The organism is Vulcanisaeta sp. JCM 16159 (genome assembly GCF_001316265.1).
Lineage (GTDB): Archaea > Thermoproteota > Thermoprotei > Thermoproteales > Thermocladiaceae > Vulcanisaeta.
The window spans coordinates 25,606-49,412 of the sequence record NZ_BBDN01000012.1; the positions used below are offsets into that span (position 1 = coordinate 25,606).

Below are 23,807 nucleotides of genomic sequence, written 5' to 3' on the forward strand. Positions count from 1 at the left end.
AAAATCTATTGATCTATACAGGTGTAGATTTATATGGTGCATCTACTACTTCTTAGCCGCGGCCTTCTTCTCGGTTTTCCTCTTCTTCATTTCCTCACGTATCTTCTTGGCCTCCTCCTTGGCCATGTTCCTGAGCTTTATATAAAGTGGTTCTACTCTCTCGCCCATGCTCGGATCATCATACACATGAACCTCAATAACACTCCTGTGCCTACCATACTCCGTAATCACCCTAATAATGTATACCTGCTTAACATCAACACCCATGGCTTTGGCAATCTCCTCACGTAATTGAACCCTACTTGGTGTTGGTAGGCCCACGTGCCAAGCCTCGGCGGTGACCTCCTTACGACCAATAACCTTATTCTCCCTAATGTTGAGTAGCTTGAATACGAGCTTACCTGCCTCAACGCCCTCCGGTAATTTCGGCATTGGTATTGACATCAGTCTTGACGTGGAGAAACCCCTTAATAAGTATTAAATTAATTATTTCCAGGGCTATAAAACCTCGATTGCGTACATGCCGGCCTTTGTAATGCCAAGTCTCTTGGCGATGCAGGACTCCTCGGGCTTAAGTATTATTATTAGGCCTATCCAATCCTTCGTGAAGTCATTACCACCGCACACTGGCACTTCTCAACGTCCTCAGGCACCACTGCCTTACAATTCCTGCAAGCCTTGTAGCCAGGTAATGGGCTACGCCTAACCGGTCTCCTACCCCTTGCACTCATTACACGTGTTGCGCGGGTTTACTTTAATAAACTTATCCAGGTATTACGCTCGGTAATGAACGATACCGTGAACAGACTAATCGAAGTCCTCAAGAACATTAAGGACGAGTTGGAGAGCGTGGGTTGGTATCCAGTGAATGCGGAGTCAACTAAGTGGTGGGGTGGTGCAGAGACGCCTGATGAGGTCGTAATCACGGCAATACTCGTTCAACAAACCCGCTGGGACGTGGTTCACGAGGTCCTTAATAGACTCAGAAAACTTGGTTTAAACACTCTTGAGGGTATTGCTAATGCCGACCCTAACTACCTGGCTGAGGTAATTAAGGGCGTTAATTACAGGTTCACGAAGGCCCAAAGGCTTGTTAAGCTTGCCCGTAACATTACGATGATTGGTGGCTTAGAAAGGCTGAGGCTTAGGGGCGATGTCAGGGATTTCCTGCTTAACCAGGAGGGTGTTGGTAGGGAGACGGCGGACTCAATAATGCTCTTTGCCCTGAACATACCAACACTACCTATTTCACAGTATACGAAGCGAGTTCTTAGTAGGGTATTGGGCGTTAATCCCGGTGATGATTATGATTCCTGGAAGGAAACGCTTGAGGGGTTAATACCCAGGGACTTATACACCTATAAGTTGGTGCATGCCTCCGTGGTTACCATCGGTAAGAAGTACTGCCTAACCGATAACCCACTTTGTGATGAATGCCCGTTAAGGGGTGTATGCCTACACGCCAATAGTAGGAAGTAGCCGCTAGTCATCCCTGGTTAATGCGATCATTAATTGCTCAAGCCCATGCTCAACATCATCAACACCAAGCAGTTCCCTCTCCGGCGATAAATCACCCGCGGCGTACCTCTCCAAGTACCTCTGATTAACGCTTATGAAGTTTAAGCCCCACTTATACAGCCTTAGAATCTCCATGGCACCATTCATAAAGCCCATTATGTATAAAGCGGCGGCTACTGCCTCAATCGTACTCAAGATGTAGGGCTTACCGTAGTGGGTCGGGTTAGCCGCTATGAGCAGTGGCAGTCTCCTCCTAATGAAACGGCCCTTAACGAACTTAGCATAGATATCCGTTGCCCTTTTCCACGAACAATCAATCAGTGATAAGCCCCTTGACATGGTGACATCCCTATCGCTGGGCGTTAATGGCGTCTTGGCGGTTGGGTCAAGCATTACTGAGCCACTCGGTAATGCCCTAATACTATCCACTAATTGCACAAGTCCAAACCTAGCCAGCTTAATGGCTGTATTCTTCCTTGGATCGTCCTGCGGCAATCTATAGATGAATATCCTAGGCACCATAGTACTTTATATCGTTATTAATAACTTAATACTTTAATAACCAATCCCCAAATACTGAGTTAATGAGTAAATTGCCTCATTATCGGGAAGGTCTCCGTGCAGTGACTGGTTCTGGCGAGTACATTGATGATATACCCACACCGCCAGGCACGCTCTACATGGCGATTTACAGAAGCCCCTACGCCCACGCCCGGATACTGAAGGTCGACCTGAGCGGGGTCTTTGAGCATGGAGGCATTGCCTACGGGCCCAGTGACCTGGCCAAGGTAATACCAAACCCATTCCCGCTCGCCGTGGATGCGCCGATTAAGTATTATCCATTTGCGCGGGATAGGGCTCGTTTTGTTGGTGAGCCGATAGCCGTTGTCCTTGCCGATGACCCTTACAGGGCTGTGGATCTTCTTGATTATGTTCAGGTGGATTTCGAGCCATTAAAACCTGTTCTTACGCTTGATGATGCGTTGAGGGGTGATGTTCTTGTTCATGAGGAGTTAAAGTCAAACGTAGCCATGTATAGGCACATGAAGTTTGGGCCTGTGGATAAGGCATTCTCTGAGGCTCCCGTGATTGTAAAGCGCGAGTTTTATTATCAGAAATATAATGCAATGCCCTTGGAAACCTATGGAGTTCTTGCGCATTACGTAAATGGGGAATTAAATGTTTGGGCTAATGTTCAAGGGCCAATGCTAATAGCGTACTTCATAACTAGGGCGCTGGGACTACCAACGGGTAGCCTTAGGCTATTTGGCCCTAGGGACATTGGCGGCAGTTTTGGTTCTAAGTATATGCTATACCCATACATAACCTTGGCCGCTGCGGCGTCAATACTTAGTGGCAGACCTGTTAAGTGGATTGAGGGCAGGACGGAGCACTTAATTGGTAGCAACTCAGGTGGTGCCAGAAAGGGCGTTGTGGAGGTTGCGGCGACTAGGGATGGCGTGATTCAGGGACTTAGGTATAGGTTTTATGAGGATGTTGGTGCGTATCCAAGGCCGCCTGACCCTGGTGTTCTATTTAGGTTCATGGGAATATGAATGGTGCGTATGATGTTAGGGCCATTGAGGTTGAGGATTACGTGATAGTCACAAATAAACTACCATCAGGCCTTAATAGGTCTTATGGCGGCCCACCGTTCTACTACATGCTTGAGGTTGCCGTTAATGAATTAGCCCGTGAACTAGGCGTGGATCCACTCGAGCTCAGGATTAAGAATTTAATTAGGGAGTTCCCGAAGAAGATTGGTGATGAGTACTTCTACGAGACGGTCACAGGCGGCCTATACCCAAGGCAAGACTATGAGAGAGTCGTTAGGGCTATAGAGCCTGAGTATAGGCGTTGGCTTGAGGAGAGGAGGAAGAATCCGAATATTGGTGTTGGTATTGCAGTCCTCGTAGAGCCGGCGGGCACGAATTTAGGCTACACAGATTTAGCAATAGAACCAAGCAAGCGTAAATACCCACACTCGGCTCTGGTTCCTACGTAACAATTAGCCTTGACATGAGCGGGTACATTAGGGTTTTCGTTAATGGCACCAACGAGGGGCTCGGTCACGAAACAACGCTTGCCGAGGTTGTCGCCTCAGAATTGGGCGTCGACCCCTCAGTGATAATTGTTGAGAATAGGGTTGATACGACAAGGACGTGGGCACTATCGGATGGTTCATACTCATCTAGGTTCGCCCCAATAGTAGTTAGCGCTGCGATACTTGCTGCGAGGCAATTGAGGGAGAAGTTAACAAGAATAGCCATGGCAATGCTTGGTACGGATAAGGTTAGTTATGAGAATGGTCAGTTCTATGACATAAACAACCCAAGTAGGAGGATTGACATTAGGAGGATGACATCATCAGTTAATTGGGACCCAGGCTCACTACCGGAGGCTTAGATGCCTCATTGAGCGCCACCGTGTTTTATCAACCACCAACGGTCAAGGCGGCGGAGGGTGATAAAATCAACTCATCAGCTACATACGCAATACAGGCGCAGCTCGCCGTTATAGAGCTTGACCCAAACACGTACGACATTAAGGTTAGGAAGTACGTGATAGCCCATGACGCTGGTAGAATACTCAAGAGGGAGTTCGTTGATGGTCAGTTAATGGGTGGTTTAATGCATGGTCTCGCCCTCACGCTTTATGAGGAGTTGATGTATGATGATCAGGGTAACCCATTAACGACGAGTCTCGATATCTATGAAACGCCAACGCTGGCTGAGGCTGTGGGTATGGAGGTGGAGTTCATACACTTTGAAACACCCACGAAGCACCTAGTCTCTGGGGCTCATGGTGTTGGTGAGGGAGCCATGATGGGGGTACCTGCGGCGATAGTCAATGCCTTGGCCTCAATAATTGGTAAAGCAGTGACAGAACTGCCACTGAGGCATATAAGATAATGAGGGCTGTCGAGGGGTGATGGGCATGGCCTACGCCCTTGGTATTCCCAGGGGGTTTAAGTACGTTAGGGCTTCAACGATTGATGAGACGTTGAAGCTACTTAATGAGTATGGTGGCGATGCTAAGTTGCTCGCCGGCGGCATGAGTTTAATGCCCATGCTTAAGCTTAGGATGACTGAGGTTAAGTACTTAATTGACATACTCGGCATTAATGACCTTAGGTACGTCAAGGTTGAGAGCAATTACCTAAGGATTGGCGCATTGGCTACGCATAATGACATCGCAATGAATAGGCTCATTAACGACAACGCAAAGGTACTAAGTGAGTCCGCATGGCATATAGCGGATATTCAGGTTAGGAACCTCGGCACAATAGGCGGTAGCCTAGCCCATGCAGATCCAGCGGCTAATTACTACCCAGCCTGATAGCCCTGGATGCCGAGGTCGTGATTAGGGGAATTGGTGCCGAGAGGACCGTTAAGGTTTCAGAACTCTACAGGGGACCATACACCACTGACCTAAAGCCTAATGAATTAATCACGGAGGTCAGGATACCACTCAGCGGCTCTAGGGGCGTTTATGAATTCTTCAGGAGGGGTGGCGCATCATTTCCGAGCGCTATCATAGCTGTTGCCTATCAGGAAAGGGATGGGGTCATAACAGACTCCAGGATAGCCATTGGCGCGGTTTACCCAGAGCCCGTGTTAGTGAGCGGTCACTTAAATGGGCTTGGGATTAAGGAGGTTAGGGCTAAGGTCAGTGATATTGTGAATTCCATATTCTCATCAATTGACGCCAAGCCCCTTGAGGATACCCACGCACCTGGTGACTATAAGGTCAAGGTGGCCAGGAACTTACTAACTAAGGCCTTGACCGAGATAGCCAGTGGTTCGGTACAGTACATTAAGGCTCCTGTTAAGGACGAGTTAATTAAGTGGGAGTTCAGGGATAGTGTTGAGTATGTGGGGGACTTGATTAGGGTTAGGGTTAACGTTAATGGGCAGTGGATTGAGGATTTGGTTGAGCCAAGACTATTGCTTCTCGACTTCCTGAGGAGGCATGGGTTTAGGGAGGTTAGGAGGGGGTGTGATGAGGGTAAGTGCGGCGCATGCACGGTGCTTGTTGATGGTAGGGCCGTCAAGTCATGCATGGTGCCTGTGGTCAGGGTCTCAGGGCACTCAGTAACAACAATAAGGGGCTTGAGTAAGGGCATGGAACTACACCCAATACAGAGGGCATTCCTTGAGGAGTACGCAATGCAGTGTGGTTATTGCACGCACGGCTTCATGATGGTGACCCATGACTACCTCACTAACATAGACCCAACGGCCAATGACGACATACTGAAACTAAGCATCAAGAATATCTGCCGCTGCACAGGCTACATAAACATAATCAAGCCATTAAGAAGGCCGCCAAATACCTACAATCTTAACAATCGCATCAATAATACTAAGCAAAAAGTCCTTATAGATTACGAAAAGTACTTAAGAGTGATGAATAATGGGCATAAACATCTTCACAGTAAATACCATCAGTAATCCACCCACGGAACACATAGCCCATTTACTAAAGAAAGCATGTAGGAACAACAAGGCATGTTAAAGACCTCCTAGTAATGTGCAGAAACTGCACCAGCGTTAATCAGGTGTATGGGCATTACTTGATTCCTTGCTTGAAGCGCTCATTAACGCCCTCGCCTTAGTTACGAAGGATTTAATTAATGCCATAGCAGTTTCATCATTTGGTATCTTACTCCTAATACCTTCCGGGTCTGGACCGTTGTATTGATACTCATGTAATTGTAGGGCCATGGCCGTTAACTCGGCCACGCCTGGGACTATCCTCTCAATCTCCGCACTTAGCTCAGTCAATCTATTAGTTGGTGCTACTGCAGCTATCCACTCATAAAATGGTATGGTGACATTCCCAACACGTTTATTCCCGCGATACTTTTCCTGAAGTAAATTCACATTCCTTAATGCCAAGTATGAGAGGAACGCCTTCCATGCCTGGAACGCCTTACCCGCAGCGTTCCTGACAAGGCCTTCCCTTAAGAAAATCTCTGCCACATCAAGTTCCTTAATGGCCTCCTCAAGTCTTTCCTTAGCCAGCGTCTCCGTACTTAACCTTCTCATGTGAACCTCCATAATTTAAGTGCACGATACTAATTAATATAAAACTAAGTCTCCAATGATTCTAATCTGTTAATGTTGACTTAATGGACATTAAGGGTAGTGTGAGTATATAAGTTGGCTCAGTCTTCTCTTTCAATCTATTTTAATATTAAATTAACAACAATATGATAACTCATATCGTCAATAGTATTCTCACTAAAATAATAAATACCTTGCTGTAAATCTCTTTAGTAATGAGCGCTACCGTAAATTCAACAGCAACGCAGACCGAGGTATTTGGCTTTATACCACAGGGTGTTTTTTTACACGGTACTAGCCGCCGTGGTTATAATAATCGTTGGTTATGTGGTTGGGAGACTCGTGGAGATACTAATTAAGAAGATATCATATACTACGGGCCTCGACGCCTTCTTTAGGAAGACCTCGGTCGGCCGTGCACTGCTTAGGAGTGGTTATACGGCTGGCGACTTCCTGGGCTTATTCGTTAAGTGGGTCATTTACATAGCCGCAATTTTCTACGCACTCCTTGAATTATCCTACGCTAGCCCAAACCTATCCTTCCTATACGACACATCGAAGAGCGTTTTGACATATCTACCGTACTTGGTGTCCGGTGTTATTATATTAATCATCGGTTTGATAATGGTGGATTGGATAAGTGATTACTTCAAACGTAGTTATCCTGCGAATGACCAATACGCACAGGCCCTGCTTAACTTCGTCGGCGACGCCTTTAGGTTCATACTCTATTACATGGTTATAACAATAGCGTTGAGTGTAATGAAGGTTGATGTCACGATACTCTACATATTTGCACAAGGACTCGCCTGGGCTGTGGCCATTGGACTTGGAGTTGCCATAGGCCTTGTGCTGGCGGTTCCATTGAGGGAGCCGTTGAGGAGGTTCCTGGAGCGTGGGTGGGATCAGTCAGGAAGTAAGGATGAAAGGAGGGGTGATGGCGGTGGTTAAGCCTGTCATTGGCGTTATAATGTATCAGACGAGCAATTCCAAGGGGCAGGAGTTGGTGGCTCAGAGGATGGTTAAGTGGTTTCTTAGGCTTGGTTATGAGGCTTACCTAATAACGAGTATTTATCATGATGGTAATGAAGTCGTTAGGAGGAGGGCTGTGGAGACGTCGTTGGAGGGCTACGTATTTCAGGAGAAGGACGTAACCATTGGGCTGCCAACCATTAGGGTTGATAGTTACATGGCTAAATGGCCTCCCAGGAGGATCATGTTTAAGAACTTCGTTGATGTGCTCAGGAGGATTGGCGAGAACTTTGGCATGAACTCATTAATAACGCATTCCACACTTTGGAATGGGCCTGAGGATACGGCTAAGTACGTGATGTGGAGGAGAATGCTGACTACATTCGGCCTTGAGGGTGGTAACGTGTTCTTCGGCCACATGAGTCATTACCAACCACCAGACCCAACGAGGTATGACGTGGTCGAGAGGACGTATAGGCTTGCCTGGAACCACATGGCGTTTCCCGAGATATTTAAGGCGGCAAACCTTGTCCTTTGTGTAACGCCGCTTGAGGGTGAGGAAATGATTAGGATGGGTGCAAGGCCTGAGCAAATCTACGTATTCCCAGGAGGTATTGATGATGATGAGGTTGCCGATCTAAACGTAGTTGATCCAAGCGATTTCAGGGTTAAGTATAGGATCCCCGATGACGCCAAGATCGTGGCTTACCTAGGCACTGTTGAGGATAGGAAGAACCCACTGGCCGTTGTCAGGGTTGCCAAGTTGCTTAGGCATAGGCGTGACGTGCACTTCGTCATTGCGGGTAAGCCTGGCGATCAATGGGATGAAGTGGTCAATGAGGCTAGGGGCTTGAGTAACGTGACATTGACTGGGGAGTTGAGTGTTGAGGATAAGAAGAAGTTAATCAAGGAGACCTACGTGAACATAATAATGAGTAAGATGGAGGCCCTTGGCTTGACGCAGCTGGAGTTCATGTATGGCGGCGTGCCAGTAATAACCTCCGCTGTTTACGGGCAGAGGTGGGTTGTTAGGGATGGCGTTGATGGCATACACGTTAATGGGCCTGACGATATTGAGGGCGCGGCCAAGGCCGTGGAGAGGCTCCTTGATCACCCTGAGGAAAGGGATAGGATGGGTAGGAATGCCAGGGAGAGGGCATCGCAATTGTTAATGAGTAAGCTCGTCAAGGAATTGGCTATTAAGATCGAGGAATACCTACGTTAGGGGATCAAGTAGGGCGTTATTGGATTGCCCAACTATTAAGTGGACGACTCAACACATTTTCCACAACCCCCCATAGAGAGCAAATCAGCGGCGTGATATTACCATAATGCCGTAGGCACACATTGTGCTTGATATGGGAGGAACATAGTCGTTATAAGCATTGCTCTACTAAGGATACTGGGTATACAAGCACGTGACTAACCAATAAACCACGTAGAAACGCAAGCAAGGCGGTGATCAAGACAATGTACTCACCGCTTAATACCATGAATGACGTGCATAGGCACATCGTGTATGAACTGAGCAGTGAGTTAGTATTAGCATTAGTACGTCCATGACCACATTACCCAATAAATGTTAATTCATGAAAAGACCAGGGTAATTGACATTACCGACAATAAGGTACGTCGATTTAAATAAATCCATAACGACATAGATTAATGGGATTGCAGATTCCTGGTGCGGGGGTGGGATTCGAACCCACGCAGGCCTTCGCCAGCGGATGTCTTACTTATGGCCTTAAGTCCGCCCCCTTTGACCAGGCTCGGGCACCCCCGCAGGATTAGCTAGCATTTACGGTCTTTTTAACTTTTTGCCCTGGTTCCCTTATGGCCTCTGTGTTTAAGATGTTTAATTACATATGCCATGGGTTTTCTTAACCAACTCAATGGTTGTTTCAGTGTTTTTGCGCTTAATTGTACGAGTATTTAATACGTGAAAGCCCACCTAACTAACCCGGAGTTTTTTTATACAAGGTAATGCTTAATTATTTCATTATAATCTTTAATTCTGATTGACCATGGATTTCCTTAAATGCCAGGTTCTGGAAGATTTACTACCCACGGGCTTTCCCTTTGGTTACCTGATCCTCATACGTGGAGATCTGGGCATGGGCAAGACCCTACTCGTTAAATTACTCGCCCGGAGTGTACTGAGTTATTACCCGCTCATTTACGTATCTTTCGATGATAATCCGGAATCCGTGGTTAATGATTTGAAGGACTTCAGTAATAGGCTCTTCATAATTGATGGATTCTCACTTAGTGACCAACGTAGGGTTAAGGCCTCAAACGTCATCGACATGATCACTGAGTTAGACCCTGGGCAGTTAATCAGCAAGGTGACCCAGGCGGTCTATTCAAGGAGTGCCCGCGGCTTATAATCGACTCCATAAATGACCTCCTCATAAACATTGACCCAAGGGGCTTAATCACAATGCTTAAGCAGTTAAAGTCCCTGTCTAGACTCTATAATATGGTGACGTTCATAGTCGCCCACGTTACCACGGAGGACATGGCAAACCTACTCAACAGCATTGAGTACGTGTTTGACGGCGTAATCGAGATGGAGTTTGACGAGAACATGGCAAACCTAGGCATACCGGTCAGGAGGATGAGGATTAAGAGGATGAAGGGCGTGTCGCACTCAATGAATTGGTACTACTTCACCACGGCTAAGGGCACGATAGTCCCCGTAGACATCAACGAAATAAAGAACATGCTGAAGAACACCCTGGAAAGCCTAGGGATCCAGGTACAGGGTGGTCAGTGATCCATGGACCTACTTAAACTGCTCGAAGTCCTCGTAGAGTTTAACACGGTGAATGACCCAGACAATGGTAAAATGCCCGACCCCGGCATTGTTGATTTCGTCGAGGGCGTGTTGAATGGGCTTGGCATTAAGACGAAGGTTCCCGTTAGTCATGGGTATAGGAGCGTGGTTGGCGTCGTTGGTTCCGGCGAGCCCCGCGTACTTCTTCTGGCGCACCTCGATGTTGTTCCGTTTATACGCAGTGAGTGGAAGTACGACCCGCTTAAGTTGACGGTTGAGGGCGACCTTGCCTATGGACGTGGCTCACTTGATGATAAGGGTAATGTAGCTGCCGTGCTCAAGGCGCTCGAGGATTTGGTGAGTATTGGTAGGGGTACGGTTATTGCGGCGTTCACCACGGATGAGGAGGTTGGTGGTGAGAATGGGGCTAGGGTAGTTAGGGATTACCTATTGAGTAATGGCCTTAGGCCTAACTACGTTATTAATGCTGATGGTCATTCGATGGTCATTATAAATAGAAGGAGGGCAATATTCAACGCCAGGGTCAGGTCTAGGGTTGAGAAGGCGATAATTAACGGGCGTAGGGAGGCCATTAGGTTTCAACTTGATTATAAGGTCACGCCTCCATACCACGCTGCTTACTTCATACACGGCGTGGATACGCACCCAGTCATTGCCCTCTCCCAATACTTATGGCTTAACAACGCGTACGTAATTAGCCTTAGGGGTGGCTTTGTCAAGAGTAATGTCACGCCTACCTGGGTTGAGGCCGACGTGGTCAAGCCCTGCAATGATTGCCCGCAGCAAGAGGTTGATGTGGGGCTCACGAGGCTCATTAGGCCTTACTTCCGTTGACTAGGTTTGTGCCCAAGGTCAAGGCTCAGAGCGTTTATGGCATCACGGCAACACCAAACGTGTATAGGGTTGTCGGTGATTACCACGAGTTCGTGGTTAATGTCAGGGCCATGACCGATGATGCGAGGGCCATTGAAGAGGCAATGAACGAAGCGTTGAGGGAGGATTTCCAGGGAATTGAGGTTAGGGTCGAGAGCGAGGGCGGCGGGGGCTACCTATACACCCCGCGCGACTCGAGACTTGTTAAATTAGCCAGCGAGACGCTTAATGAGGTTGGCCTTGAGGCCAGAGTCGTGGAGATGGCCGGCGCAAGCGATGCAAGGTACTTCTCACCACTCGGCATTGAGACAATAGATTTCGGACCAATAGGCGGCAATGAACATGGCCCTAACGAGTATGTTAGTGTTAAGTCCCTGGAATTAACAAGTAGGTTCTACTCATTATTGGTTAGGCGATTAATTTCTTCATGATTAAAGGCGGTTATTTTGATGTTAACTATTCTCGAGACCTTAAATTAGTATAGTATGAAGAGGACAACGAGGCCGTAGATTGCGATTGCCTCTGCCAGGGCAACGAATACCAGGTAAAGCGCGAATAACTCCCTCCTCTCGACCAGGGCGCTTACCGAGGCAGCGCCAGCGATGCCAATACCAATGCCGGCACCAAGGCTGCAAGCCCAAAGCCAATACCGGCAGCCAAAGCCCTAGCTGCCTCAACCTGCGCCTGATCAGTGGCCTGGGCATGAACTATTAAAGCCGCGAGACTAAGCACCAGCATTGCAATTACCAAGACCCTAATAACTCCCCTACTAACCATCAACGAAGCAAGACATGAGACATTATTAAAATTTTATTCCAATAAAGAAGCCACGAAACCCACAACACAAAAAAACTTAAAACAAACAAAACCAAAGCAAGAACCGCCGGGGTGGCCGAGCCAGGTCCAAGGCGCGGGCCTGCTATCGTGGGCAGATAGTCCGTCCCCGCAAGGGGGCCCGGGTTCAAATCCCGGCCCCGGCACCACATTTGTTGGTTTTGTTTTGTGATGTGTTGATTATGCCTGATGTTGTGGGTTTATGGTTATAATGACGATGGGTTTAAAGGGGTGATAAATTACTTGGTAGTGTGCCTAATGCGTATCTTTATATTATCGTGGTTCTCATTGTTGCCGTGGTGGTTCTTGGTATTTACTTGAATGTGTTATTTAATGAGTATATGCATGTAATTAATGAATTGAGGCAGCCTTATGCGGATATAATTCATTTTAGGCTTTACTCGTACCCATTAGAGAATAATACCTTTGCCCTTTACCTGGTCATAATGAATCCGACGGATGATCCGTTGAATATAACGGTATTATTCATTAAGTCGTCAGTATTCACGGTTAAGGCGTTTAAGGTATTGGTGCCTCCTCACGAGACTGTGCAAGTACCATTGGCAATAGCGCTCATAAATACTACGCAGAATGTGATTTGGTATGTGGAGTTTACACCAACATATTTGGGGTGCATTAATTGCCTTATTAATTCCGTAAATGTGCTCCTGAACAAAAGGGTTAGTATTACGTTACGTATTAATGATTTGATTAATTATAGCATCACAATTAATAAGGTGATTACCAACGTTACCGAGACAACGTCATTGAGCGAATTCGGTTTCGCCACGTATTTATTAAATACAACCTACTTATCGCTTGAATTTATGAATCCATCATCAAGCATTATAGACGTGAATGGATATTCAGTTTACTCTTATAGTGGTACTGAGTTGGTCTCGTGTAATCTAACTACTCTAAAGGTGATAAGGGCGATGGATATACGTATAATAAATCTCCCAACGGTATCTACGAAAAATGTTGTTTGTACGCAGAATTACCGCTTCCCAATGGGCATAGCTCAAATACCCTATGGTTATGTCGTACTTCATACTAATGTTGGGAATATAACAGTGGGGTTATTCCCGCAGGAACCACCGTGGTGGTGCATTGCTTATAACGTATTTTGTTGGCCCTGGTGAATGAGTAATTGTGAGTAATTAATAGTGTATAGTAATGTATTAATGCGGAAGGTAGTAATGTCGTAGAGATATGGCGAGATTCACGAGAGTGTGGTTAAGAACGTCATACGCTTAATGCTTAATAATGCATATATTTTGCTTTCCATGTGTCGTTTAATGTTGATATTGAGTTGTACGTGGTTGATCTTAGGTTTAGGTTTGGGGATTTTGAGTTATGAGGGTGTTGTGGATGTCCATGTTAATTCCGCGGGTGACCTGGTGCTTAATGCCGTTGATCTTAAGGTAAGGGCTGTCGAGGTTGATGGTAGGCCTGTTGATTATTTCTATGATGGTAGGGTTTTGAGGGTTCGGGGGCCGGTCAGTGGCGTTGTTAGGGTTGTGTTTGAGGGTAGGGTTAGCGACAAATTACTGGGTATCTATAGGGCTCCGTATGGGGGTGGTTACATAATAACTACGCAGTTTGAGCCCACGGGCGCCAGGTACTTCATACCCTGTGTTGACCACCCGGCTGCCAAGGCTAGGTTTAGGGTTAGGGTCTCGGTTGATGGTGATTATGACGTGATATTCAACACACCGTCGGTCAGGGTTTATTGGGATGGTCCCTGGAAGGTGTTTGAGTTTGCGGAGACCCCTAGGATGTCCACGTACCTGCTTTACCTAGGCATTGGCAGGTTCTTCGAGTCCAGGGATAGGGTCGGTAGTATTGATGCGATCTTCGCCACGCCGATTAGGGATAGGGTTGAGGATGGTAGGTTCGCACTTGATGTTGCGAAGGGCGTACTTGAATTCTACAGTAATTACTTCGGCATACCATACCCACTACCCAAGCTTCACCTGATCCATGTCCCGGAATTCGCGGCTGGTGCCATGGAGAACTGGGGCGCGATAACGTTTAGGGAGACCGCACTGCTCGTGGGTAGGGGCAGTACTGAGTTGACTAGGAGGAGGGTTGCGGAGGTTGTGGCGCATGAGATTGCTCATCAGTGGTTTGGTAATTTGGTCACGATGCGTTGGTGGGATGATCTTTGGCTTAATGAGTCCTTCGCCACATTCATGAGTTATAAGGCAATGGATAGGCTCTTCCCTGATTGGGGTGTTTGGTATAGGTTCCTGGCTGATGAGACTACGGGCTCCATGCTCAGGGACTCATTAATGAGTACTCACCCCGTTCACGTACCCATCAGTAGTGAGGAGGAGGCCTTCGAGATATTCGATGACATTAGCTATGGTAAGGGTGCCTCACTGCTTAGGATGCTTGAGAACTACGTTGGTGAGGAGGACTTCAGGAGGGGCTTGAGCAACTACCTTAGGAAGTACGCGTACTCAAACGCCACCGAGGATGACCTGTGGGGTAGTATTGAGGAGGTCAGTGGCAAGCCTGTTACCAGGGTCATGAAGGCCTGGGTTGATAAGCCGGGGCACCCGGTCATAGTCGTTGAAGAGTCCGGTAAGGGCGTCACACTTAGGCAGTCTAGGTTTGTACTTGGCGGTAATACTGCTGATACCTGGCCCATACCCATTGTATATAGGTTTAATGGCGCGGTGAATACCGTACTCATGGAACGCGATACACTAATGTTTAGCGGTTCACCAGGGTCCCTGTTCCTCAACGTTAATGGCAGTGGCTACTACAGAGTTAAGTATAGTGATTGGTCCAGGGCATTGAGCAGTGCGTCTAATCACCTTGAGAGGTGGAATGTGATAAATGATGCCTATGCCCACCTGCTCCAGGGCTCCATTGGACTAAATGAGTACCTGGGCCTGGTTAAGTCCGTTAGTGACATAGTTAATTACCTATTGACGACTACGGTAATATCCCAACTGGGTACCCTATACTCGATAAAGCCATCTGCCGTTAAGGAGGTATTCACGGAGTACCTAAGGACTCAGAGCAACTTGCTTGAGGGTGTCTCTGGCATGGATGATGTTAGGGAGTTAGTGCTTTCCCGCCGTGCATTGGTAGATGAGGATTACGCGAGGTCAATAGCTGGTTTGATTAAGGATTATCAGGGCTTGAGCCCTGTCATGAGGCAGGCGGTTGTTAATGCCTATGCCGTTGTTGGTGATAAACCATTTGAAACTCTTAGGGGGCTCTATAAGTCGTTAGTGACTGATGAGGATAGGAATAAGGTCTTGGCTGCCATGCTAAGTATAACCAATAGGATGAGTATCAGAGGTCCCTGGACTTCCTAATATCTGGTGAGGTTAAGAGGCAGGACCTTCAGTTCTTCACGGTTGGTTCTAGGAATCCGTACGTGCGCGACCTTAACCTGGGGTGGTTCATGGTTAATTATAAACGCTTCATAGAGGCTTACGGCGATCCTGGCGTCTTGTCTAGGGTAATTACGTACTCAATACCGTTAATAGGCATTGGGCAGGAGGGTGAAGTGGAAGGGTTCTTAAGAGGGCTGAGCATACCTGGCATCGAAATGGGGATTAAGGCTGGCCTTGAACTTATGAGGACATATTCACGCTTATTCCATAACATCTAAGCTATCCAGGTTAAAAACAAATATTCACTTCACTGTTTTATTTCCTATTTAATTTTTAATTAAATCTTTAAACAATACTCGTAAATACGATGCCACGTATTAAAGTAATATTTTTAAGAGAAGGTAATAACGGCATCCAACGTGTCATTTATTAATTGGTTGACACCACCAACAGTCACCACCGTTAATCCCAGGAGGGAGGTACTGGCTGGGTTGACAACGTTTCTAACAATGGCGTACATATTATTCGTAAATCCAACAATAGTTGGTGATGGTTTTGAACTAGCCCTAATGCATGCACTGGGTACGAACACATTAGGTGCGCAGTACCAGGCATTGGTTTACACGATAAAACTGGGCGTTGCGGCGGGCACGGCAATAGCGGCTGCCTTTGGAACACTATTCATGGCGTTCTACGCGAGGTTACCCTTCGCAATGGCCCCTGGCATGGGTGAGAACTCCTTCATTGCGTATTCCGTGATCCCAGCATTCACAACGGTGTTGCTTGGCATGGGTGTTGTTGGTTCTCAGGCAGCCGTGATAGCATTGATGACGGCGATAACGGCTGTGTTCATCGATGGCTTAATATTCCTATTCACTGCATGGTCAGGGATTAGGGAGAGGATCATTAAGTCAATATCGCCTAATTTATCCATTGGCATTAGCGTTGGTATTGGATTATTCATAACGTTCATAGGGCTCTCACTGGGTGGTTTCGTAATACCTGGCAGTGGTACACCCGTCGCCTTTAATACGAGGGCCTTTGTGACCCCAGCATCAATACTCGCGTTTGTGGGTTTCATACTTGCGGTATTCCTATATATTAAGAGGGTACCAGGCGCGTTCTTGATAACCATAGTCACGATAACCCTGGTAAGCCTCGTGTTTAACCTTGCCAAGCCACCATCAACGCCAGTCCAGTTCCCGGTATTTACCACATCGATAATACCCAACCTACCCAATAACATTGAGTGGTGGTTTAGGCTCGTGAGCTTGGCCTTCCCAGTGGCTTTTTCGCTGTGATGATAGAGTTCTTTGATGGTATAGGCACAATAGTGGCCTATCCAACAGGGCCGGTCTCGTGGATAGTAATGGCAGGCCCATTAATATAGGAAGGGCATTGTATGCAGACGCCATTGGCACTATTGTTGGCGCATTGGCTGGCACAACGACGACGGTAATCTACGTCGAGTCGGCCTCAGGAATAGAGAGTGGTGGGAGGACTGGGCTGACGTCATTGGTGACTGGGCTATTATTTCTTGCGTTTTTACCGCTGGGGCCTATAGTGGTTATGATACCTGACTGCGCAACGGCACCAGTACTGATACTGGTGGGTTTAATGTTTGTGTCGTTAATACCCAGGATAAACCTTAACGACTTAACCGAGGCTATACCGGCCTTCGTGGCCATGATAAGCATACCACTTACTTACAGCATAGCCACCGGCATTGGCCTGGCTTCATAACTTACACACTCACTAAGCTCGTTACTGGCAGGTTCCGCGAGATCTCAGTGACAACCTTGGTAATAACGATAATATTCATCCTATACTTCACGGCAATGGTCCCCATGCTCAATCCATAAAACGGTAATTATGGGTACATCAAGGCATTCAAAGCCTAGGTAATGGAAGCGGGAAAACCCTAACCTGCAGTGAGGATATCCTTAAATAGTTATATAGACGTATACAGCATTAATGAGCTCGCAAGAGTTCATAAACCTACTTAAGAAACTAAGTGAGGCTTTTGGCCCGTCTGGCTTTGAGGACGAGGCCAGGGACTTAGTAATTAAGGAGCTGGAGCCTTATGTTGATGACTTAATGATAGATAGGTGGGGCAATGTAATCGGTATCCGGTACGGCAGACGGAAGGACCTGAAGGCCATGGTTGCGGCTCACATTGATGAGATTGGCCTATTAATTGATAGTATTGATAAGAACGGCTTCCTGCGGTTCCGGGCCATTGGTGGTTGGAACGAGGTAACCCTTGTCAGCCAGAGGGTTGTCATTAAGACCGCCGATGGCAGGAAGATCAAGGGCGTAATCGGTAGTAGACCACCTCACGTTACGCCACCTGGTAAGGAGAGGGAAGCCCCTGAACTCAAGGACCTGTTCATAGACATCGGGGCATCAAGTGATGAGGAGGTTAGGAAGCTGGGCGTCAGGGTTGGTTCCGTGGCAGTCCTAGATAGGGATTTAGAAGTCCTTAATGAGGATGTCGTCACGGGTAAGGCATTTGATGATAGGGTTGGCGTTGCGTAATGCTTTGGGCCGCTAGGCAGTTGAGGGATAGTGAGGTTACTGTGTACTTCGTAGCCACTGTTCAGGAGGAGGTTGGTCTTAGGGGTGCCCAGATCGCCGCTGACAGGGTTTACCCAGACTTTGCGATTGCCCTTGATACCACAATCGCCGCTGACGTACCCGGCGTTAATGAGCGGGAGTTCGTGACTAGGATTGGTAAGGGACCCGCGATTAAGGTTATGGATGGTGGTAGGGGTAACGTATTCATTGCCCACCCAGCATTGACGAACTTCCTGGTTTCGGTTGCTGAGGAATTGAAAATACCATACCAACTGGAGGTGCTGATTGGCGGCACTACGGATGCCCTGGGTATTGCCTTTAGGAGGATGGTATACCGGCAACCACCATATCAATACCCACAAGGTACGTTCACAGCCCTGTGGAATTACTGAACATCAATGACGCACTAAACGCCGCTAAATTACTTAGCGAGTCACTATCCAAAGCCAATGATAGACTTATTCAGAGCCTTAGGGAAAAGACGATTAAGTCTAAATCGGCATGACGTAGTGTTATTTACCTTAATAATTGATTAACAATGCCTATTGCATTATTTATCAATTCCTCAACCCTACCCGCACTAAGGGCCTCACTATAAATCCTCAACTTGGGTTCTGTGCCACTACCCCTAATTAGGATCCAGGAACCATCACCAAACACGACCTTAACACCATCAATAGTTACGGGCCTTGGATTTGGACCTAACGAGCTAAGCATCTTAAGAAGTGCGTCCTTATTATCATTTACAAACCTCTTTGAATTTCTCATGTCCAAGTCAACCCTCTTGAAGTAAGCCCTACCGTACTTGCTCCTAACATCGCTCACCAAGTTTGTTAGGCCTCCATACTCAGATGCCATGGCTATTATTAGGGATGCCGTGTATATGCCGTCCTTATCAGGTATGTGCCATGAGTAAACTAGGCCGCCGCTCTCCTCACCACCCATGTCGGCCTCTCTATTCAGTATTGCCCTGGCCACGTACTTAACACCCACCGGAACCTCAACGACCTTAAAGCCATACTTGGCAGCTATGTTGTCAAGTATGTGCGTTGTGGATACCGTCCTAACAACACCCGTCCTTATTATTGATGCAGAGGCCAACCTCTCGACTACTATTGGCAGTATGTCGTTAGCGCTTAAGTAACCGTGAATCCTATCAACTAAGGCTATCCTGTCTGAGTCACCATCATGTGAAATGCCGATGTCGTACTTACCAGCGTGACCTCCTGAATGAGCTCAGGTATGTTTTGCGGCTCTGGGTTTGGGTCCCTGCCTCCAAAGCTTGGATCGTAATTATCGTGAATCTCCGTAACCTCCATGCCGAGTCTCCTCATAACCTCACTCGTGTAGCCTATTGAGGTTGCGTAGATCGGATCGATGATTACCTTGAACCTACTCCTTGGCCTGAACATTTTGGTTACGCTTTCATAGACGTAGTTAATATACTCGGGAGCCGGATCCACGGTGGGTATTGGCCTTAATTCGATGGTATTAACCGATTTATTAATATCATGCCACTCCTCATTATATAATCTTTCTATTTCCTCCGTATCCTCCTCCTGAACCGGTGATCCCCTGCTTGTTATTACCTTAAAGCCGTTGTATATTGATGGATTATGGCTGGCCGTGATCTGAATAACAAGGTCAAAACCGAACCTAAAGCCGTACCAAGCAGCCGCCGGGGTTGGTGTTGGCTTATTAACCGTAACGACATCTAACCCGTGGTTTACGGCCACACTGGCTGCAATGTACGCGAAGTCCTTAGACTTCCTCCTGGCGTCGAAACTTACCAGGACCCTACGTAACCCATACCTACGTGACCAATAACGAATAGTCGACTCGGCAAGTACGGCAACCAAGAACTCCGTGAACTCCGTATCAATAACACCACGCACGCCATCTGTTCCAAAATGAAACGTGAGTTTATCGTTCATTACTTAAGACCTATTAAACAACCCTTAAATTAATTTTATCCCTCTGCATTATCATGAAAGAGCTCCTTAACCACGCTCAACCATTCATTGACTACCCTAGGTACACTAAAGGCCATAGCCTCTCCCTAGCCCTAACCCTCATTAAATCATCATAATTACCCTCCCACAGTTTAACCGCCAACCTAACAAACTCCCCTGGATTATCCACCAACCAACCCGTCTCGTTATTAATCACTGTCTCCCCTGGACCTTGCTTACCATAGGTGAGGACTGGCGTGCCGCATGCCATAGATTCAACCGGTACATACCCAAAGGGCTCATGAATGAATGGAAATACCGTAAACTTCGCGTTGGCGTATAACTTAACCAACTCCTCATCACTGACCCTACCTCTATAATCAATGTTCCTATGCCTAATGAACCAACGCGGCAGCCAGGGGACCTTGGAGCCGAAGGCACTATCCTTATCCCCGCATTGGCCATGGCCCTAAGTACATTAAATTGGGTCTCCTTACCCACGTAGGCCAACACATAGTCCTGGGTGGGGTTGGGCACGGGTTTAAAGAAGTCCGTATTCACCGGCGGATTTATCACATCCCAAACCCTAACGTTTCTTGATATTACAGCTTCCGCTGAGTACCTCGAGTTGGCTATTACGTATTTAGAGCGTGATAGTGCCTATGGTATGTAGAATCCGCGGCAATTATTAGTGGTGTTGCAAGGTAATAACCCAGCCTATAGTGTATTGGGAATTCCCTACTTAAATCCCTGAGTAGGTCACCTACGTAACCCTGCGCATAGAATATGGTTGCTGGTATTGGTAACTCAAAGGATAGATTTATTGTTAGGCAATCATCGCGATAATCGATCAAACCCCTTATACCATTCATTAGCCATATTAAAAGATGCCCAGACTGCCCAGAAAGCGGAGGCCTTAGTTCAAGGTCCCTTACCTTAATACCTACGTACTCAAGGTCCTTCTTAACCTCTTTACTCACATATGGCGCAACAACATTAACGTTAAATCCCATCTCAATTATTGATTTACCGAGTAAATAGGCAACCCTAATTGGCCCCGTTATCCCATCAATCCCGTCAGTTATCAATGATACGCATGGCATGGTTATAGGTTAACCCCATTATCCATGTACATCCTCGCAAGTCTTAGGTAGGCCTGGTAATTATTCCTAATGTACTCCCTATCATCATCCGTGGCCTGCCTAATGACCTTAGCAGGCACGCCAACAACGATACTATTAGGTGGTACCTTAGTCCCCTGAGTAACGACAGCGCCAGCCCCCACAATACTACCACTGCCAATTACCGCGCCGTTAAGCACTATGGCGCCCATACCTATTATTACCTCATCCTCCACCGTGGCACCGTGTACAATGGCCCTATGCCCAATGGTGACGCCACGACCAATCCTCGCTGGGAATCCAGCATCCGTATGTATCACAGCGCCATCCTGAATATTTGAATCATTACCAATCACTATGCTATCCTCATCACCCCTGATGACTGCGTGGGGCCAGATGCTCACGTTATCCCCAATAACCACGTCCCCAATTACGTAGGCCGTACTCGCTATGAAGACATTCCTGCCAATCCTAGGCACCTTATTCCCAACCCTCACGATGGGCATAGCCTAGTCATTAATCTGCATTATTTAAAGTATTAAGGCATACATCACGTAAAGTAATGCCGCTTAAACGCTTAAAAGGTATTGAGCAGTCATTGATTGCATGCCTAGGATTGATGTACTCGATGCATTGCTTGGTAGGGGCGGATTCCTAGATGATTATCCGTATAAGGGGAAGTTTGGAGTATTCACTAGAAGCCCATACCCACACGCCAGGGTACTAAGTATTGATACGTCAAAGGCAGTTAGCGAGGGAGCCCTCGTACTCACTGGTAGGGACTTTATAGCGAGGACTCTGGGCTCGACAGAAAGGGAGGGTGCTGGTCTCGAGACATTGCCTTTGGCGGTGGATAAGGCCCGTTACCAAGCGAACCGGTGGCCCTAGTGATTGCTGATGACCCTACAGGGCCATGGATCTGGCGGAACTCGTTGATGTTCAGTATGAGCCGCTAAAGCCCGTGCGTAATATAGATGACGCCTTGAAAAACGAGTCACTGGTCTTTGAGGAGTTGGGCACTAACATCGTTCAATCACAGGTAATCGAGTACGGGCAAATACCCAGTGGACCGAGAGAGCTAGAGCTTAACCTTTACTGGTCGAGGAGTTCTGGAAACCCCATAGAGGCCTTCGCAGCCATAGCATACCCAGAGGGTAATGGAGTCACAATGATTTCCAACCTGCAGGGAGGTAAATCAATAATCACCGAGATAGAGAGGTCACTGGGTATACCCATTAAGCATGTTCCAGTGAGGCATGGTGGTAGCTTCGGCTCTAAGATCTCTCTCGTCAGGTACTTAATAATCCTGGCATACGCAGCCTATAAATTCAAGACACCGATTAAGTGGATTGAGACAAGGACCGAGCACCTAATGGCATCCAACTCAAGCGGGCCTGAGAGGAGGTTCAGGATTAAGGCTTACTTTGACGGTGACGGCATTGTCAAGGGTCTAGACATCAGTATTTGGGAAGACGCGGGCGCCAGCAGGAGTAGTGGGCAGGCCTTTAAGCCCCTGGGCATATTGGCTGGTCCGTACAAGATTAGGAATCTGAGGTATAACGCCACGGTTGTGGCAACCAACAAGAACCCCGCAGGCGCCTTTAGAGGTGCTGGAACGCCTCCACATACCTGGGCTTTGGAAAGGGTCATGGATGCAATAGCCGATGAGCTCAACATGGATCGGGCGGAGATAAGGAGGAAGAACTTGATTGACTCATTCCCGTACGAGGCGCCCTACGCGTATTATGACTCAGGTAATCCAAAGGGGCTTCTCGAGCTTGCCCTGTCGCGTAATGACCTATTCTCCCTGAGGGATGGGAATACGGGCGTTGGTATTGCCGTATCGACAGACCCATCAACACCACAGGGTACTGAGGGCATTAAGTTGAGGATTAGGAATGGTAAGTTAGTCGTGGGTCTTGGGTTTGGTGGTGAGGGTCAGGGTAATGAGCACACGGCTATTAAGCTCGTGTCCCAACTCCTCGATGTGCCCATGGACTGGATCACCTATGAGTACTTACCAAGTGACGAGAGCCCTGAGGCCTTTGGGCCTGGTGGTAGCCGCATGGCAGTGTTCACGGCAGGCGCCGTGCTAGGCGCCGTTGAGGAGTTGAGGGCTAGGTTGTATAATAAGGCCGTTAGGGTGCTCGGCAGTAACATTACGTATGAGCGTGGGTACTTCCGCTCTAGTGATGGCAGGAGGGTCAGCATTCTTGAGCTTGGTGATGAGGAGGTCACCTTCACATACACCGCGGAGGCGAGGATCGGTAGGTACATTGCATACCCATTTGCCTGCGACATTGCCGTTGTTAGGTATGAGGATGGCAGGCTTAAGCCCATTAAACACGTGGTTTATCTTGACCCGGGCAATGTAATAGATGAGGAGCTCGTTAAGGAGCAGGTAATGGGTGGCACCGCGATAGGAATATCATTGGCACTTTACGAGGCTTACAGGTATGATGAGGACGGCAACCTACTAACACTGAGCTTCGGTGATTATGGGCTGCCAACAGCCATAGACATACCGGAGATTGAGGTTCACTTGGTACCATCACCATCCCCCGTGACTCCAATGGGTGTTAAGGGAATCGGTGAGGTGCCCGTGGGCGTGGCCGCGGCTGCCGTGACAAGCGCCGTGGAGGACATACTAAGGAGGAGGGTTGGTAAGGTTAGGATTGATAAGGTGCCCATTGACCCAGCATTACTTACACCACAAAGTATTTAAATTAAGTATCAAT

At 47.6% G+C, this 23,807-nt stretch carries 25 protein-coding genes, 2 tRNA genes and 5 pseudogenes; 20 read left to right on the forward strand and 12 right to left on the reverse strand.

The window, feature by feature from the left end; translation table 11 throughout:
- Positions 1-45 precede the first annotated feature (45 nt).
- Positions 46-444 (reverse strand): 30S ribosomal protein S24e, encoded by a 399-nt coding sequence (locus tag JCM16159_RS11055; protein ID WP_054857865.1) that lies wholly within the window; start codon positions 442-444, stop codon positions 46-48.
- Between the two features lie 54 nt (positions 445-498).
- Positions 499-731, reverse strand: a pseudogene (gene spt4, locus JCM16159_RS11060) (transcription elongation factor subunit Spt4).
- Positions 732-786: 55 nt separating this feature from the next.
- Here spt4 and JCM16159_RS11065 point away from each other — a divergent pair.
- Positions 787-1,479: an endonuclease III domain-containing protein gene (locus JCM16159_RS11065; RefSeq protein ID WP_054857866.1), complete on the forward strand. Its 693-nt coding sequence runs from the start codon at positions 787-789 to the stop codon at positions 1,477-1,479.
- Positions 1,480-1,482: 3 nt separating this feature from the next.
- Here the strand turns inward: JCM16159_RS11065 and JCM16159_RS11070 are convergent, their stop codons facing one another.
- The gene (locus JCM16159_RS11070; RefSeq protein WP_054857867.1) at positions 1,483-2,040 is read right to left on the reverse strand and encodes a DUF367 family protein; all 558 of its coding nucleotides are present in this window, start codon (positions 2,038-2,040) and stop codon (positions 1,483-1,485) included.
- A gap of 158 nt (positions 2,041-2,198) precedes the next feature.
- Here JCM16159_RS11070 and JCM16159_RS19460 point away from each other — a divergent pair.
- The 5 genes and pseudogenes from JCM16159_RS19460 (at position 2,199) to JCM16159_RS17350 (ending at position 5,972) form a co-directional block, all read left to right on the forward strand.
- Positions 2,199-3,523, forward strand: a pseudogene (locus JCM16159_RS19460) (xanthine dehydrogenase family protein molybdopterin-binding subunit).
- Between the two features lie 14 nt (positions 3,524-3,537).
- Positions 3,538-3,924 (forward strand): molybdopterin cofactor-binding domain-containing protein, encoded by a 387-nt coding sequence (locus tag JCM16159_RS19465; RefSeq protein ID WP_367834478.1) that lies wholly within the window; start codon positions 3,538-3,540, stop codon positions 3,922-3,924.
- Complete coding sequence (locus JCM16159_RS19470) at positions 3,894-4,430, forward strand: molybdopterin cofactor-binding domain-containing protein (protein WP_367834479.1); 537 nt, start codon at positions 3,894-3,896, stop codon at positions 4,428-4,430. The genes JCM16159_RS19465 and JCM16159_RS19470 overlap by 31 nt, the downstream gene beginning before the upstream one ends.
- 25 nt (positions 4,431-4,455) lie before the next feature.
- Positions 4,456-5,513: pseudogene (locus JCM16159_RS11080) on the forward strand (xanthine dehydrogenase family protein subunit M); the annotation flags it as partial.
- A gap of 33 nt (positions 5,514-5,546) precedes the next feature.
- Positions 5,547-5,972: a (2Fe-2S)-binding protein gene (locus tag JCM16159_RS17350; RefSeq protein WP_367834484.1), complete on the forward strand. Its 426-nt coding sequence runs from the start codon at positions 5,547-5,549 to the stop codon at positions 5,970-5,972.
- 99 nt (positions 5,973-6,071) lie between these two features.
- Here the strand turns inward: JCM16159_RS17350 and JCM16159_RS11085 are convergent, their stop codons facing one another.
- Entirely contained in the window at positions 6,072-6,581 is a 510-nt protein-coding gene (locus tag JCM16159_RS11085) for a PaREP1 family protein (RefSeq protein WP_243666714.1), read from the reverse strand.
- 264 nt (positions 6,582-6,845) lie between these two features.
- Between JCM16159_RS11085 and JCM16159_RS11090 the strand changes: the two genes are divergently transcribed.
- Both JCM16159_RS11090 and JCM16159_RS11095 read left to right on the forward strand, forming a co-directional pair.
- The gene (locus JCM16159_RS11090; RefSeq protein ID WP_243666715.1) at positions 6,846-7,538 is read left to right on the forward strand and encodes a hypothetical protein; all 693 of its coding nucleotides are present in this window, start codon (positions 6,846-6,848) and stop codon (positions 7,536-7,538) included.
- Positions 7,483-8,784 (forward strand): glycosyltransferase family 4 protein, encoded by a 1,302-nt coding sequence (locus tag JCM16159_RS11095; protein WP_243666716.1) that lies wholly within the window; start codon positions 7,483-7,485, stop codon positions 8,782-8,784. Before JCM16159_RS11090 ends, JCM16159_RS11095 begins: the two co-directional genes overlap by 56 nt.
- 457 nt (positions 8,785-9,241) lie before the next feature.
- Here JCM16159_RS11095 and JCM16159_RS11100 read toward each other — a convergent pair.
- Positions 9,242-9,342 (reverse strand) — tRNA-Leu (locus tag JCM16159_RS11100).
- Between the two features lie 241 nt (positions 9,343-9,583).
- Between JCM16159_RS11100 and JCM16159_RS19475 the strand changes: the two genes are divergently transcribed.
- The 4 genes from JCM16159_RS19475 to JCM16159_RS11115 are packed head-to-tail and all read left to right on the forward strand — an operon-like array spanning position 9,584 to position 11,660.
- Positions 9,584-9,946: an ATPase domain-containing protein gene (locus tag JCM16159_RS19475; RefSeq protein WP_367834485.1), complete on the forward strand. Its 363-nt coding sequence runs from the start codon at positions 9,584-9,586 to the stop codon at positions 9,944-9,946.
- 47 nt (positions 9,947-9,993) lie between these two features.
- Positions 9,994-10,335: an ATPase domain-containing protein gene (locus tag JCM16159_RS19480; protein ID WP_367834486.1), complete on the forward strand. Its 342-nt coding sequence runs from the start codon at positions 9,994-9,996 to the stop codon at positions 10,333-10,335.
- A gap of 3 nt (positions 10,336-10,338) precedes the next feature.
- On the forward strand, positions 10,339-11,190 hold the full coding sequence (locus tag JCM16159_RS11110; RefSeq protein ID WP_243666717.1) for a M20/M25/M40 family metallo-hydrolase: 852 nt from the start codon (positions 10,339-10,341) through the stop codon (positions 11,188-11,190).
- Between the two features lie 8 nt (positions 11,191-11,198).
- Positions 11,199-11,660 carry a M20/M25/M40 family metallo-hydrolase gene (locus JCM16159_RS11115; protein ID WP_054857870.1) on the forward strand — a complete coding sequence of 154 codons (462 nt, stop codon included), beginning with the start codon at positions 11,199-11,201 and terminating at the stop codon, positions 11,658-11,660.
- 44 nt (positions 11,661-11,704) lie between these two features.
- Here JCM16159_RS11115 and JCM16159_RS17355 read toward each other — a convergent pair whose 3' ends face one another.
- Both JCM16159_RS17355 and JCM16159_RS17360 read right to left on the reverse strand, forming a co-directional pair.
- Positions 11,705-11,845 (reverse strand): ATP synthase subunit C, encoded by a 141-nt coding sequence (locus JCM16159_RS17355; protein ID WP_367834487.1) that lies wholly within the window; start codon positions 11,843-11,845, stop codon positions 11,705-11,707.
- Positions 11,812-12,006, reverse strand: coding sequence for a hypothetical protein (locus JCM16159_RS17360; RefSeq protein WP_243666718.1), 195 nt, complete (start codon positions 12,004-12,006; stop codon positions 11,812-11,814). The genes JCM16159_RS17355 and JCM16159_RS17360 overlap by 34 nt, the downstream gene beginning before the upstream one ends.
- 105 nt (positions 12,007-12,111) lie before the next feature.
- Between JCM16159_RS17360 and JCM16159_RS11125 the strand changes: the two genes are divergently transcribed.
- The 7 genes and pseudogenes from JCM16159_RS11125 to JCM16159_RS11145 all read left to right on the forward strand — a co-directional run bounded on the left by JCM16159_RS11125 (position 12,112) and on the right by JCM16159_RS11145 (position 18,501).
- Positions 12,112-12,212 (forward strand) — tRNA-Ser (locus tag JCM16159_RS11125).
- Between the two features lie 102 nt (positions 12,213-12,314).
- On the forward strand, positions 12,315-13,205 hold the full coding sequence (locus tag JCM16159_RS11130) for a hypothetical protein (protein WP_054857871.1): 891 nt from the start codon (positions 12,315-12,317) through the stop codon (positions 13,203-13,205).
- Between the two features lie 144 nt (positions 13,206-13,349).
- Positions 13,350-15,398, forward strand: coding sequence for a M1 family metallopeptidase (locus JCM16159_RS11135; RefSeq protein WP_243666719.1), 2,049 nt, complete (start codon positions 13,350-13,352; stop codon positions 15,396-15,398).
- 62 nt (positions 15,399-15,460) lie between these two features.
- Positions 15,461-15,697, forward strand: coding sequence for an ERAP1-like C-terminal domain-containing protein (locus JCM16159_RS17365; protein ID WP_243666720.1), 237 nt, complete (start codon positions 15,461-15,463; stop codon positions 15,695-15,697).
- 141 nt (positions 15,698-15,838) lie between these two features.
- Positions 15,839-16,720, forward strand: coding sequence for an NCS2 family permease (locus JCM16159_RS17370; protein ID WP_243666721.1), 882 nt, complete (start codon positions 15,839-15,841; stop codon positions 16,718-16,720).
- 58 nt (positions 16,721-16,778) lie between these two features.
- Entirely contained in the window at positions 16,779-17,162 is a 384-nt protein-coding gene (locus JCM16159_RS17375; RefSeq protein WP_243666722.1) for a solute carrier family 23 protein, read from the forward strand.
- A 231-nt stretch (positions 17,163-17,393) separates the two neighbouring features.
- Positions 17,394-18,501, forward strand: a pseudogene (locus JCM16159_RS11145) (M42 family metallopeptidase).
- 11 nt (positions 18,502-18,512) lie between these two features.
- On the opposite strand, the gene JCM16159_RS17380 reads toward JCM16159_RS11145, so the two are convergent.
- The 5 genes from JCM16159_RS17380 to JCM16159_RS11165 all read right to left on the reverse strand — a co-directional run bounded on the left by JCM16159_RS17380 (position 18,513) and on the right by JCM16159_RS11165 (position 21,575).
- Positions 18,513-19,097, reverse strand: coding sequence for a hypothetical protein (locus JCM16159_RS17380; protein WP_243666723.1), 585 nt, complete (start codon positions 19,095-19,097; stop codon positions 18,513-18,515).
- A gap of 65 nt (positions 19,098-19,162) precedes the next feature.
- Complete coding sequence (locus JCM16159_RS17385; RefSeq protein WP_243666724.1) at positions 19,163-19,930, reverse strand: hypothetical protein; 768 nt, start codon at positions 19,928-19,930, stop codon at positions 19,163-19,165.
- Positions 19,931-20,021: 91 nt separating this feature from the next.
- A complete protein-coding gene (locus JCM16159_RS11155) occupies positions 20,022-20,300 on the reverse strand; it encodes a glycosyltransferase (RefSeq protein WP_054857872.1) in 279 nt (92 codons plus the stop codon).
- Positions 20,301-20,583: 283 nt separating this feature from the next.
- Positions 20,584-21,051, reverse strand: coding sequence for a hypothetical protein (locus JCM16159_RS11160; protein ID WP_054857873.1), 468 nt, complete (start codon positions 21,049-21,051; stop codon positions 20,584-20,586).
- A gap of 2 nt (positions 21,052-21,053) precedes the next feature.
- Positions 21,054-21,575: a gamma carbonic anhydrase family protein gene (locus tag JCM16159_RS11165; RefSeq protein ID WP_054857874.1), complete on the reverse strand. Its 522-nt coding sequence runs from the start codon at positions 21,573-21,575 to the stop codon at positions 21,054-21,056.
- A 100-nt stretch (positions 21,576-21,675) separates the two neighbouring features.
- Here JCM16159_RS11165 and JCM16159_RS11170 point away from each other — a divergent pair.
- A pseudogene (locus tag JCM16159_RS11170) lies at positions 21,676-23,794 on the forward strand (xanthine dehydrogenase family protein molybdopterin-binding subunit).
- Positions 23,795-23,807: the final 13 nt, after the last annotated feature.

Coding starts and splice junctions, on each gene's coding strand:
- JCM16159_RS11055 (WP_054857865.1), bottom strand. CDS start 444: ATGTCAATACCAATGCCGAAATTACCGGAGGGCGTTGAGGCAGGTAAG.
- JCM16159_RS11065 (WP_054857866.1), top strand. CDS start 787: ATGAACGATACCGTGAACAGACTAATCGAAGTCCTCAAGAACATTAAG.
- JCM16159_RS11070 (WP_054857867.1), bottom strand. CDS start 2,040: ATGGTGCCTAGGATATTCATCTATAGATTGCCGCAGGACGATCCAAGG.
- JCM16159_RS19465 (WP_367834478.1), top strand. CDS start 3,538: ATGAGCGGGTACATTAGGGTTTTCGTTAATGGCACCAACGAGGGGCTC.
- JCM16159_RS11085 (WP_243666714.1), bottom strand. CDS start 6,581: ATGGAGGTTCACATGAGAAGGTTAAGTACGGAGACGCTGGCTAAGGAA.
- JCM16159_RS19475 (WP_367834485.1), top strand. CDS start 9,584: ATGGATTTCCTTAAATGCCAGGTTCTGGAAGATTTACTACCCACGGGC.
- JCM16159_RS11110 (WP_243666717.1), top strand. CDS start 10,339: ATGGACCTACTTAAACTGCTCGAAGTCCTCGTAGAGTTTAACACGGTG.
- JCM16159_RS17360 (WP_243666718.1), bottom strand. CDS start 12,006: ATGGTTAGTAGGGGAGTTATTAGGGTCTTGGTAATTGCAATGCTGGTG.
- JCM16159_RS11135 (WP_243666719.1), top strand. CDS start 13,350: ATGTGTCGTTTAATGTTGATATTGAGTTGTACGTGGTTGATCTTAGGT.
- JCM16159_RS17385 (WP_243666724.1), bottom strand. CDS start 19,930: ATGAACGATAAACTCACGTTTCATTTTGGAACAGATGGCGTGCGTGGT.
- JCM16159_RS11160 (WP_054857873.1), bottom strand. CDS start 21,051: ATGCCATGCGTATCATTGATAACTGACGGGATTGATGGGATAACGGGG.
- JCM16159_RS11165 (WP_054857874.1), bottom strand. CDS start 21,575: ATGCCCATCGTGAGGGTTGGGAATAAGGTGCCTAGGATTGGCAGGAAT.